Origin of the sequence: Streptomyces sp. W1SF4 (genome assembly GCF_003950035.1) — a bacterium.
GTDB lineage: Bacteria > Actinomycetota > Actinomycetes > Streptomycetales > Streptomycetaceae > Streptomyces > Streptomyces racemochromogenes.
In genome coordinates this window covers 1,706,809-1,718,420 of the sequence record NZ_CP034350.1, presented here as the reverse complement: position 1 = coordinate 1,718,420, position 11,612 = coordinate 1,706,809, and the positions used below count along the sequence as shown (strand labels likewise).

The following is an 11,612-nucleotide window of genomic DNA, read 5'->3' as shown; positions in this document are numbered from 1 at the left end:
AGTGCGTCCAGGTGGGTGCGCGGCACCCCGTCGACGGCGGTCCGCTCGGCCTCCGGCGCCAGTACGCGTATGGCGGCCTCCGTGACGGCGGCGACCAGCGGATCGGTCGCCAGCCGGGGCGGGGTGGCCAGGGCGGTGCCGGCTCCGGGGGCCGTCTGCATGGCGGGCGCTCACCTCAAGTCCGGGTCCAGGGGCGTCCATTGTTCCCGTGCGGCACTGGAGGCAGGCTCGACACGCCAGTTTTTACCGCCGCGTAACTTCCAAGTTTTGCTACTGGACCGTAATTTAGCCGCAGCAGCCCCCCTTGTGATCCGGATCACGGGACGAACCCCCACGCATTCCCCTTGACCCGCAAGGAGATCACACGATGCTGCCCTGGAGACGCCTGCTCCGCCCGCTGGCCGTCCTCGCCCTCGCCACAGCCGCCCTCGTCGCCCCCACCGGCGCCGCCCAGGCCGCTTCGGCCCCCAGCAGCGGCTGGAACAACTGGTCCTGCAAGCCGTCCGCCGCCCATCCCCGGCCCGTCGTCCTGGTCCACGGCACCTTCGGGAACTCCGTCGACAACTGGCTCGGGTTCGCCCCCTACCTGGTCCACCGCGGCTACTGCGTCTACTCCCTCGACTACGGCCAGCTGCCCGGCGTCCCCTTCTTCAACGGCCTCGGGCCCATCGAGAAGTCCGCCGGCCAGCTCGACGCCTTCGTCGACAAGGTCCTCGCCTCCACCGGCGCCCCCGAGGCGGACCTGGTCGGCCACTCCCAGGGCGGCATGATGCCCCGCTACTACCTCAAGTTCCTCGGCGGTGCCGCCAAGGTCAACGCCCTCGTCGGCCTCGCCCCCGACAACCACGGCACCACCCTGTCCGGACTCGCCCAGCTGCTCCCGTACTTCCCCGGAGCCGAGGACCTGATCAGCACCGCCACCCCCGGACTCGCCGACCAGATCGCCGGCTCCGCCTTCCAGCAGAAGCTGAACGCGGGCGGCGACACCGTCCCCGGGGTGAAGTACACGGTCATCGCCACCAGGTACGACGAGGTGGTCACCCCGTACCGGAGCGCCTTCCTCGAAGGGCCGGACGTCCGCAACGTCGTGCTCCAGGACCTGTGCCCGCTGGACCTCTCGGAACACGTGGCCATCGGCCTGACCGACCGCATCGCCTGGCACGAGGCCCTCAACGCCCTCGACCCGGCCCACGCCGAACGCACCACCTGCGCCTCGGTCTTCGACTGAGACCGGGGCGCGGGCGGCCCGCCCGGTGCGTGCCCGGCGCGGGCCGGGCGCCCGTCCGCTAGCGGACGTCCCGGCCGGCCGTCGCCGTCGCGCGGCGGCGGCGGGCCATGGCGAACAGTACGGCCGCACCGGCCGCGAGCGCCCCGGCCCCGGCGACCGCGATCAGCGGGGTCGCGGAGCTGCCGCCGGTCGCGGCCAGGTCCCCGCCGGTGCCGGCGCCGGTGCCGGCGCCTGTGCCGGCCGGCGAGGGCGCGGCGGAGTCCCCGCCGGGGGCCGGGGCGGCGGCGATCGGGGTGGCGGCCGCGCTGCCGTTCGTCTTCGGGTCGTTGTCCCCGTGGCCGTTGTGCTCGATCGTCGACTTGCCCGCGCCGTCGGAGATCTGCTGGTCCGTCGGCGCCTTGGGCGGCTCCACGGGCTTGGCGGAGGAGGAGCCGGCCGACGGCTTCGCGCTCGGGGCGGTTCCCGTACCGGGCGCCGTACCGCTGCCGCCGCCGTCCTTGCCGAAGACCACGTCCGAGCAGGTGTAGAACGCCTCCGGGCTGTCCGAGCGCTGCCAGATGCTGAAGATCAGGTGGCGGCCGGTCTTCTTCGGGACCGTGCCGCCGAAGACGTAGTCGCCGTTCTTCATGCCCGGGTCGGTGGCCTTCGCGAACGGCGCCGGCTCCAGGTCGGACCACTTCAGCGGCTTCGACGGGTCGTAGCCGTCCTTCGTCACGTACAGCTCGAAGGAGCCCTTGTGCGGGGCGGTCCCCTTGTAGCGGAAGGTGTGCGCGCCGGCCGTCATCGGGGAGGCCGGCCAGTCGGCGCGGGCCAGGTCCAGCCCCTTGTACTTGGCGTTGCCCGCCGAGCACAGCTGCCCGTCCGGGATCAGCGACCTGTGCTGCCCGGCCGCGTTGGCGATGTTCACGCCGTTCCAGTCGTAGAACGCCTGCGGCCCGCCCGCCGCGACGGCCGCCTTGCACGCCGCCGACTTCGGGGCCTCGGGACCCTCCGCGTAGCACGCCGCCACCCGGCTGACCGGGTCCGTCATCGATCCGTGGGCGGCCGCCGGCCCGGCGGCGTACGCGGCCACCGCGAGCGGGGCCAGACCGGCGGCGGCGAAACGGGCGGCGGTGCGGGAACGGCGTGCGGGCATGGGTGGATCTCCTTCGGGCGCAAGGCGGGGAAGCGCCAGCGGAACCGGCCGGCGGCCCTCCCTGGCCCCGCCAAGCTAGCCCGCGGACAAGCCCGTTCGGCCCCGACGGGGCCCCGCGAGGGGATCCTTAGGGTTCGTTTAAGGAAGGCCTAAGCGGGCCGACAGGAACCCCCCGACCGGCGCCTACCCGAGGAGGCCGGCGAGCCCCTCCGGTGTGTGCGCCCGCTCCTCCAGGGAGTCCAGCGCCCGTACGGCCCGGGCGGCCGCCTCCGGGTCCCTCTCCGCCAGCCCGCTCGCCGCGAACTCGTCCTCGTCCAGCCGCAGCACGGACTTCCCGTCCGCGGACACCCACAGGTCGAGGTCCAGGTCGTCGACCACGATCTCGCCGCCGCGGACCACGGCGGGCCGCGTCACGTCGCAGTACCAGCCCTTGAGGACGCCCTCACCGGTCCACACCTCCTTGACCGCGTACCAGCGCGTCCTCCAGAAGTGCTCCACGAACACGTCACCGGGCTCGAAGCGGACGAACCCGAAGTCCTTCACCCCCTCCGCGGCCCAGGGGGCGCGCACCGAGATCCGGTCCCCGTCGTCGGCGACCTGCGCCGCCGGATAGCTGATCTTGGTGCGGCCGGCCTTGGTCAGGGTCACGGTCCAGGACACGGTCATCGGGCTGCTCCCAGCTGTTTGGCGAAGCGCGTCTCGGTCGCGCAGGTCTCGTACCCCAGCCACGCGTTGATCGCGAGCATCGGGTCGTTTCCGGCGTCGTTGCCGGTGAAAGCCTCGGTGTACCCGGCCGCGCGGGCCCGGTGCAGCGAGTCGGTCTTGGCGAGCTTGGCCAGCCCGCGGCCGCGGAAGGCGCGCCGGGTGCCGGTCATCGCCGTGCCGTAGCGGGTCGCGCCGTCCGTGCGCGCCGCGGTGAAGGCCGCGACCGCCCCGTCGACGAGGACGACCGTCGTCAGCTCGTGGTCCAGGGTCGGCTGGCGCCAGACGGTGTCCAGCCAGTCCTCGTAGTCGTCCAGCTCGATCGGCACGTCCCCCGGCTCGTCGGCCGTCACCTCGGCGTCGGCCTCGTACAGCGGGCGCGGATCGGCGGCGAAGGCCGACCCGGGCCGCAGCTCCACCCCGGCGGGCAGCTCCCCGGGCAGGGGAGGCAGGCCGCCCGCCGCCAGGTCCAGCCGCAGGAAGTGCGCGCTGCGGCCGGCGCGGTAGCCGTGCCGCTCGGCGAAGCCGCGGTGCGCGGGCCCGTCCAGCACCCAGGCGTACACGTCCACCGCGCCGCTCGCCGCGAGGTGCTCCTCGGCGGCGCGCAGCAGCGCGGTCCCGGCGCCGAGGCCCTGGTGCGCGGGGTCGACGTGGACGTTCACGAAGGACACCCCCGCCTGCGCGGTGCCGACGGGACGTCCGTCGGGGGTCTCGGCCAGGAGCAGACGGTAGTGCTTCTCCGGGCGGGCGGAGGTGAGTTCGTGGGCGACGGCGGAGGGGGTGCTGATCATGAAGGGCAGGGCCGCACGGCGGATCCGTACGACGGCCTCGGCGGACGGGAGGTCCTCGGGGCGGACGTCGCGGACGTGGATGGTCATGGGGCGGACGTTACGGGCGGAGAACCCTGCGGCGCCTGCGAATTACGCGCCGGATGGGGGAGAATCGGCCCGTGACCTCGACCAACCTCAGGATCAGGATCGACGGCTCGGCCGGCTCGGCCGCCCCGTACGAACAGCTGCGCGCGCAGATCGCGGACCGGGCCCGGTCGGGAGCACTGCCGGCGGGCTACAAGCTGCCGACCGTGCGGGGGCTGGCGGAGGAACTGGGGCTGGCCGCGAACACCGTCGCCAAGGCGTACCGGGCGTTGGAGGCCGACGGGCTGATCGAGACGCGCGGGCGGCACGGGACGTTCGTCGCGGCGGCGGAGGGCTCCTCGCGGGAGGCGGCCGCCGCCGCGCAGGCGTTCGCGGACCGGGCCCACCGGCTGGGCCTCACGGAGGCGGAAGCCGTGGCGGCCGCCGCCGAGGCCGTCCGCGCCCGCTACGCCACTCCTTCTTGACGCGCCGCACTCCTTCTTGACGCGCCGCTCGCACGGCTCGGCCCCTGGGGGGCCTCCCCGGCTTCGCGCCGCTGCGACAGCCTCCGGCTGTCGGGGCGGGGCGGGGCCGGTTCGCGTTGCTGGTGCCGGTGGGCGTGTGCGGGTGGGTGTGCCGCTGCGCGGGGCTGGGTCCCCTACCCGCCCTTCCACCGTTCCCAGGGGCTCCGCCCCTGACCCCGGTACCGGACGCTGCGCGCCCGGTGCGCTCAAACGCCGGCGGGGCTGGATACATCCAGCCCCGCCGGCGTTTGAGGCGCGGGGGTCTGCGGGCGGAGCCCCCAGGAGGGGTCCGGGCGCAGCCCGGGGAACGGGCGAAGGGTGGGTAGGGGACTCCGCCCCGCGCAGCGGCGCCCCCGCCCCGACCGACCGGCACACGCGCCCCCGGCCGGCCGGCCCCGGCCCCGTAAACCGCCGGACGGAGTCACAGGTACAGGCCCGCCTCCCGCGCCGGCTGCGCCGGCACGGCCGCCGGCCCCGTCCCCCGCCGGAGGGCGAAGAGTTCGGCCAGGGTGGCGCCCTCGCGGGAGACGCCCTCGTCCGTGCCGAGCCAGTCCACCGCCTCCGGATGGGTCAGCCGGCCGACCTCGATGCGGGCCAGGCACCGCCCCGGGCGGACCACCGCCGGGTGGAGGCGTTCGAGGTCCTCGTTCGTCGTGACGCCGACCAGGACGTTGCGGCCCTGCCCCAGCAGCCCGTCCGTCAGGTTCAGCAGCCGGGACAGCGCCTGGCCCGCCGTGTGCCGGGCCTCGCCGCGGATCAGCTCGTCGCAGTCCTCCAGCAGCAGCAGCCGCCACCGGCCCTTCGCGGTGCCCTCGTCCTCCCCGATGGCGATGTCCATCAGATAGCCCACGTCGTTGAACAGCCGCTCCGGGTCCAGGACGCAGTCCACCTGGCACCAGTCCCGCCACGACCGCGCCAGCGTGCGCAGCGCCGAGGTCTTGCCGGTGCCCGGCGGCCCGTGCAGCAGGAGCAGCCGGCCGGCGATGTCGTCCGGGGTGACCTTCATCAGCCGGTCCATCGCCAGCGCCACCGGCGCCGTGTAGTTCGGCCGGACGTCCTCCCACGTGCCCGCGGAGATCTGCCGGGTCGTGCGGTACGGGCCGCGGCGCGGGGAGACGTACCAGAACCCCATCGTGACGTTCTCCGGCTGCGGTTCGGGCTCGTCCCGCGCCCCCTCGGTGGCCTCGCCCAGCACCTTCTCCGCGAGTTCGTCGCTGACCGCCGTCACGGTCACGTCCGCCCCCCGGCTCCAGCGGGAGACCAGGACCGTCCAGCCCTCGCCCTCGGCGAGCGTGGCGCTGCGGTCGGTGTCGCGGGCCGCGCGGAGCACGGTGGCGCGCGGGGGCAGCAGGGTGGCTTCCGCCTTCACCCGCTCGATCGTGACGCTCTGCGCGTACGGCTGCTCGCCGGTCGCGAACCGGCCGAGGAACAGCGCGTCGACGACATCCGACGGTGAGTCGCTGTCGTCGACATGGAGCCGGATCGGCAGCGCGTCATGCGGGTCTGCTGGCATGGCGCCCATGATCCGGCACGAAGTGCCCCCGTGCACCTGTGTTTCGCCGGATCGGGTGGACGGGTTCCCTCTTCAAACGCGGCCGGGGTGAAGATTCCCGCCCCGAACATTCTTGGCATGAACACTTCCGGCCAGGCCCGGCTGCTTGTACCACGGACTCAGTGGTAACCCCCCCCACGAGGAGCCGCACACACATGAGCAAGAGAATGTCGCGTTTCGCCGCCCTGACCTCCTCCCTGTTACTCGCCGCGGGCGCCGCCCTGTTCGGCGCCGGCCAGGCCTCCGCCGCGCAGGCCGACTTCGGCTACGTCGCCCTCGGCGACTCGTACTCCTCCGGCGTCGGCGCCGGCAACTACGACAGTTCCAGTGGCAGTTGCAAGCGCACCACCCGCGCCTACCCGGCCCTGTGGGCCGCCGCCCATTCCCCGCAGACCTTCTCCTTCACCGCGTGCTCGGGCGCCCGTACCGGTGACGTGCTCTCGGGTCAGCTCGGCCCCCTCAACTCCGGCACCGACCTCGTCAGCATCACCGTCGGCGGCAACGACGCCGGGTTCTCGGACGTGATGACGACCTGCGTCCTGCAGTCCGAATCCACCTGCGTCAACCGGGCCAACGAGGCCAAGCGGTACGTCGACACCACCCTCCCCGGCCAGCTCGACCAGGTCTACGACGCGATCCGCGGCCGCGCCCCCTCGGCCAAGGTCGTCGTCCTCGGCTATCCCCGCTTCTACAAGCTGAGCGGCACCTGCGTCGCCGGCCTGACGGAGGGCGAACGCTCCGCCATCAACGGCGCGGCGGACCACCTCAACGCCGCCATCGCCAAGCGCGCCGCCGACCACGGCTACACCTTCGCCTCGGTCGTCGGAGCCTTCACCGGCCACGAGATCTGCTCCGGCAGTGCCTGGCTGCACAGCGTCAACTGGACCAACATCGGCGAGTCGTACCACCCCACGGCCGCCGGGCAGTCCGGCGGCTACCTGCCCGTCTTCTCCGGCAAGGTCTGATCCGCGGGACCCGTCCCTAGGGGCTGACGCCCGCGCTCGGTGTGGGCGCGGGCGTCGGCGTCCCGGCCGGGGAACCGGAGGGGCCGGGGGAACCGGGGGAGGAGGCCCCGCCCGTCGGGGTCTCCTTCACGCACGTCAGGGAGTACTCCAGCCACGCGGAAGCCGTCTGCGCCGGTGCCCGGACCTCCAGCCGGACCGCGTCGCGGAAACTCGCGCCGGCCGGATCGCCCGGCTCGGTGTGGTTCAGCTGGCGGGTACGCGCACCGCCCTCCTCGTACACGATGCTCTGCCAGTCGGAGGCCGGCCCGCCGCCCGCACCGCGCCTGACCCAGCGGTACTCCACCACCGCCGGGATCCGGGCCACCTCGATGGTCCCGGTGAAGGCGGGCGCGGCCACCTCGGCCGGCGGGCAGCTCCCGCGGTACTCGGGGCGCGTGGCGTGGGCGTACAGGGTGACGCTCTGCGCGGCGGTGGCACCGGCGGATGCCGAGGCCGAGGCCGATGCCGATGCCGAAGCGGACGCCGAGGCCGAGGCCGAAGCCGAGGGGGCCGCCGAGGGCGAGGGGGTGTCCCCCGGTTCCTCCTCGCCCCAGGTGTCCCGCAGCAGCAGCCACCCCAGCAGGACCAGCCCCAGCAGCAGCACCACGATCCCGAGGGTCAGCACCGCCCCCGCGGGCCCGCGGGAGCCGCCCCCGGATTCCGCCGCGGGTGCCGGCAGCGGCACCGGCACCGGCGGGGTCCGCCCGTACCCGTGCCCCGCCCCGGCCCCGGCCCGTGCGGCGACCGTCGGCGCGTCCGCCCCCGACACCGGCCCGCCGGGGTCCCGTACCGCCCCGCCCGCGCCGACGATCCGCAGCATCCGGGCGGCCTCCGCGGCGGACAGCCGCTCGGCCGGGTCCTTGCGCAGCAGCCCCTCCAGCACCGGCTCCAGCGGCCCGGCCCGGCGCGGCGGGGGCAACTCCGATTCCACGACCGCCCGCAGGGTGGACAGCGGGGTGTCCTTGCGGAAGGGCGAGACCCCCTCCACGGCCGCGTAGAGCATCACCCCCAGCGACCACAGGTCCGACTCCGGGCCGGGCTCGTTCCCCAACGCCCGCTCCGGGGCCAGGAACTCGGGGGACCCGACCACCTCGCCGGTCATGGTGAGCGCGGCCGTGCCCTCCAGACGGGCGATCCCGAAGTCGCTCAGCACCACCCTGCCGTCATTGGCGACCAGCACGTTGGCCGGCTTCACGTCCCGGTGCAGCACCCCGGCGCCGTGCGCGGCCCGCAGCGCGGCCAGGACCTGTTCGCCGATGTGCGCGGCGCGCTGCGGGGTCATCGGGCCCTCGCCCTCCAGCACCTCCGCCAGGGAGAGCCCGCGCACCAGCTCCATCACGATCCACGGGCGGCCGTCCTCGCTCGCGACGTCGTAGACCGTGACCACCCCGCGGTGCGAGACGCGGGCGGCCGCCCACGCCTCCCGCTCCAGCCGCCGGTACATCCGCTCGACCTCGGCCGCGTCCAGCCCCGCGGGGGCCCGCACCTCCTTGACGGCGACCTCGCGGCCCAGCACCTCGTCCCGGGCCCGCCACACCACGCCCATGCCGCCGCGCCCCAACCGGCCGAGCAGCCGGTACCGGCCGGCGATGACACGCCCGGCGTCCCCGCTTTCGCTACCGTTCACGCGAGCCCCCCTGCGTCACCGGGTGATCACTCCAAGTTAGCGCAGTGCGGGCCGGGTGGCCCCCGTCGTGACGACACTGTCACCGACTGCTGTACAGGGCCCTCCAAGTCGGCCCATTGGCACGGAGAGTGACGGTCGACTCCGCTGAGTAATCGTCAACTACCCGTAATTACAGGGGTAATTCACACCACCGGGATACCCGCGGGCGTTGCGGGGGCGATAGGGTTACCCTGCCCGGGCCGGGTGCCCTCGTACGGGTGGGGAGAGACATGGAACAGATAACGATGCGCAGCAGGCCGCCCCGCGTGCCTGCCATCACCTGCGGCAGCAGCGCGGTCAGCTCGCGCCTCGACCGCCACCTCGCCGTGCTGGGCGGTCCCGCCGCCCCGCGCCACGAGGTGGCCGAGGCGACCCTGCTGATGCGCGAGCTCACCTCGCGCGACCACACCCACGTCCAGCGGAGCCGGAGCGCGCGCGTCGCGCTCTTCGCACCGCTGCGCAGGCTGCGGCGCACGCTCTTCGGCAGCCGCCGCACCTGACCGTCAGCGCAGCCGGTCCCCCGTCCGGCTGCGACCCGGCCCCGTCCTCCCGTCCGGCGTCTTCCGGGAACCCCCGGCGCCACCCCGGCCTCAGGCGACCACACCGTCCCGGCGCAATGCCGTGATCTGCGCGCCCGTCATCCCCAGGGCGCGCAGCAGCGCGTCGGTGTGTTCGCCGAGCGCGGGCACCGCACCCATCCGCGGTTCCGCGCCGCCCGGCAGCCCGATCGGCGGCAGCAGCGCCCGCAGCGGGCCCGACGGCGAATCCACCTCCCGCCAGCGGTCCCGCGCCGCCAGCTGCGGGTGCCCGGCCAGCTGCGCCACCGAGTTGAGCCGCGCACAGGCGATCCCGGCCGCCTCCAGCCGCGCCACGGCCTCGTCCGCGCCGAGCCGGCCGAGGGCCTGTGCCACCACCGCGTCCGTCTTCTCCCGACCGCGCGTGCGGGCCGCGTTCGTCGCGTACGCCGGGTCCTGCGCCAGGTCCGGCCGGTCCAGCACCCCGGCCGCGAGGCGCCGCCACTCCCGGTCGTTCTGCACCGACAGCAGCACCCGGTCCCCGTCGGCCGTCGCGTAGGCGTCGTACGGCGCGATCACCGCGTGCGCGAGGCCGGTCCGTACGGGCTGCTCCCCGCCGTGCATGGTGTGGTGCAGCGGATGCCCCATCCACTCCGCGAGCGCGTCCAGCATCGACACCTCCACCGGGCCGCCGCGCCCGGTGACGCCACGGCGCAGCAGGGCGGCCAGCACGCCCGAGAAGGCGTACATGGCGGCCGCGATGTCCGCGGCCGGGATGCCCGCCTTCACCGGCCGCTCGGGGGTGCCGGTCACCGAGACCAGCCCCGCCTCGCACTGCACGAGCATGTCGTAGGCGCGCTTGTGGGCGTACGGGCCCTCGGGGCCGTAGCCGGAGACGTCCACGGCGACCAGGCGCGGGTAACGGGCGCACAGGGAGGCCGCGTCGATGCCGAGCCGGGCGGCCGCCCCGTGCGCGAGGTTCTGCACGAAGACGTCGGCGTCCTCCAGCAGGCCGTGGAGCACCTCCAGCCCGCGGGGGTCCTTCAGGTCGAGGGCGAGGGACTCCTTGCCGCGGTTGGCCCACACGAAGTGCGAGGCCAGACCCTGGGCGGCGGTGTCGTAGGCGCGCGCGAAATCGCCGCCGTCCGGCCGCTCGACCTTGATCACCCTGGCTCCGAGGTCGGCGAGCTGGCGGGTGGCGAAGGGGGCCGAGACGGCCTGTTCGACGGCGACGACGGTGAGGCCGGCGAGGGGGAGGGGCTCGGTGGCCCGGGGGTCTGTGGCCAAAGGGTCTGAAGGGTCTGTAGCCGTGGGGTCGGTAGCCATGGGGTCTGCCTACCGGGTGGAAGCCGGGTCTGTCACCCGTGTCCGGAACACAGGTCCGGCGAAATGACCGGATTGTATGCGTAAGGTGCGGGCGTCCGTCCTCGCGCCGTACCGAAGGGTCGCCCATGAGAGCCCCGACCGCCGCCGCATCCCCCGCCCGCTCCGCAGTCCGGCGTACGGCGGTCGTGGTGACAGCGCTGCTGGCGGGGGTGGCGGTGACCACGGCACCGGCCGGTGCGGCGGGCCGCGTCCCGGACCCGCTGAACGTGAGCGCCTCCAGTGCGGCTGGCGTCGTCACGGGCGCCCCCGCCTGCCCCTCGGGCCCGCTCACCGACGGCCGGCTGCTCACCGGCAGCGCCTCGCTGAACCCGGGCGCCTTCTCCTCGCTCCCCTCCCAGCTCGGCGTCAGCCTGCCGTTCCGGGTCGGAGCCACCCAGGCCGCGCTCCCCGGGGACGACGCCCGGGTCGCCCTGTCCAACGCCAGGGGCACCCTGACGCTGGCCCTGGAGGCCGGGACCTGCTCCTCCCCGACCCTCTCGTACAACGGCACCACGGTGACGGGGTCCGGCACCTGGACCGTCGTCCCGGACTCCACCCCGGCGAACGCCTACCGGGGCGCCACCGGCACGGGATCGTTCACGGTGACGGCCGACGCCACCCCCGGCACCGGCAAGCCGTGGAGCCTCAACCTCACGGGCCCCGTCTCGCTCCTCCAGCCCCAGGTGGCCGTGACCCACCGCGCCTACTGGGGCGGCCTCGGCAACTACCTCTCCCGCACGCTGAGCGTCGAGTACCGGATCCGGAACACGGGCTCCGGTGACGCCTTCAACGTCAAGCTGCTCGACGCCCCGCCCACGGGCCCCGGGATCACCCGGCTCGGCCCGGTGCCGCAGACCGTCGGCTCGATCCGCTCCGGCGCCACCGCCTCCGTGGTCGTCCGCTACCGGGTGTGCGGCATCGCCGTCGTCGGCTGCCGCTTCACGGCCGACACCCAGACGTCCCTGACGGACGCGCTCGACGGCAACCAGCACGCCGAGACGGTCCCGGTGAGCGTGCAGGTCCCGATCGCACCGCTGCCCTGACGTCCGCCACGGGGAGGGGTCCTG

The 11,612-nt window shown here is 74.5% G+C and carries 11 protein-coding genes; 5 read left to right on the top strand and 6 right to left on the bottom strand.

Features of this window, described 5'->3' with window-relative positions; genetic code table 11:
• Positions 1-367 precede the first annotated feature (367 nt).
• Positions 368-1,228 carry an alpha/beta fold hydrolase gene (locus D1J60_RS08130; RefSeq protein WP_125820653.1) on the top strand — a complete coding sequence of 287 codons (861 nt, stop codon included), beginning with the start codon at positions 368-370 and terminating at the stop codon, positions 1,226-1,228.
• A 58-nt stretch (positions 1,229-1,286) separates the two neighbouring features.
• Here the strand turns inward: D1J60_RS08130 and D1J60_RS08125 are convergent, their stop codons facing one another.
• From D1J60_RS08125 to D1J60_RS08115, 3 genes are all read right to left on the bottom strand, one after another.
• Positions 1,287-2,363, bottom strand: coding sequence for a lytic polysaccharide monooxygenase (locus D1J60_RS08125; protein WP_125820652.1), 1,077 nt, complete (start codon positions 2,361-2,363; stop codon positions 1,287-1,289).
• A 183-nt stretch (positions 2,364-2,546) separates the two neighbouring features.
• Positions 2,547-3,029 (bottom strand): DUF402 domain-containing protein, encoded by a 483-nt coding sequence (locus tag D1J60_RS08120; protein WP_125820651.1) that lies wholly within the window; start codon positions 3,027-3,029, stop codon positions 2,547-2,549.
• Positions 3,026-3,943 carry a GNAT family N-acetyltransferase gene (locus D1J60_RS08115; protein ID WP_125820650.1) on the bottom strand — a complete coding sequence of 306 codons (918 nt, stop codon included), beginning with the start codon at positions 3,941-3,943 and terminating at the stop codon, positions 3,026-3,028. The genes D1J60_RS08120 and D1J60_RS08115 overlap by 4 nt, the downstream gene beginning before the upstream one ends.
• Positions 3,944-3,996: 53 nt before the next feature.
• Between D1J60_RS08115 and D1J60_RS08110 the strand changes: the two genes are divergently transcribed.
• Entirely contained in the window at positions 3,997-4,404 is a 408-nt protein-coding gene (locus D1J60_RS08110) for a GntR family transcriptional regulator (protein WP_125820649.1), read from the top strand.
• Between the two features lie 460 nt (positions 4,405-4,864).
• On the opposite strand, the gene D1J60_RS08105 is transcribed toward D1J60_RS08110, so the two are convergent.
• A complete protein-coding gene (locus D1J60_RS08105) occupies positions 4,865-5,956 on the bottom strand; it encodes a DUF5925 domain-containing protein (RefSeq protein ID WP_125820648.1) in 1,092 nt (363 codons plus the stop codon).
• Positions 5,957-6,150: 194 nt separating this feature from the next.
• Here D1J60_RS08105 and D1J60_RS08100 point away from each other — a divergent pair, with 194 nt between their 5' ends.
• Positions 6,151-6,960, top strand: coding sequence for an SGNH/GDSL hydrolase family protein (locus D1J60_RS08100; protein WP_125820647.1), 810 nt, complete (start codon positions 6,151-6,153; stop codon positions 6,958-6,960).
• A 16-nt stretch (positions 6,961-6,976) separates the two neighbouring features.
• Here the strand turns inward: D1J60_RS08100 and D1J60_RS08095 are convergent, their stop codons facing one another.
• Complete coding sequence (locus D1J60_RS08095; protein WP_125820646.1) at positions 6,977-8,626, bottom strand: serine/threonine-protein kinase; 1,650 nt, start codon at positions 8,624-8,626, stop codon at positions 6,977-6,979.
• 269 nt (positions 8,627-8,895) lie between these two features.
• Between D1J60_RS08095 and D1J60_RS08090 the strand changes: the two genes are divergently transcribed.
• A complete protein-coding gene (locus D1J60_RS08090; RefSeq protein WP_007263256.1) occupies positions 8,896-9,165 on the top strand; it encodes a hypothetical protein in 270 nt (89 codons plus the stop codon).
• A gap of 90 nt (positions 9,166-9,255) precedes the next feature.
• On the opposite strand, the gene D1J60_RS08085 is transcribed toward D1J60_RS08090, so the two are convergent.
• Positions 9,256-10,467 carry a CaiB/BaiF CoA-transferase family protein gene (locus tag D1J60_RS08085; RefSeq protein ID WP_125820645.1) on the bottom strand — a complete coding sequence of 404 codons (1,212 nt, stop codon included), beginning with the start codon at positions 10,465-10,467 and terminating at the stop codon, positions 9,256-9,258.
• 164 nt (positions 10,468-10,631) lie between these two features.
• Between D1J60_RS08085 and D1J60_RS08080 the strand changes: the two genes are divergently transcribed.
• The gene (locus D1J60_RS08080) at positions 10,632-11,588 is read left to right on the top strand and encodes a hypothetical protein (protein ID WP_125820644.1); all 957 of its coding nucleotides are present in this window, start codon (positions 10,632-10,634) and stop codon (positions 11,586-11,588) included.
• Positions 11,589-11,612 lie beyond the last annotated feature (24 nt).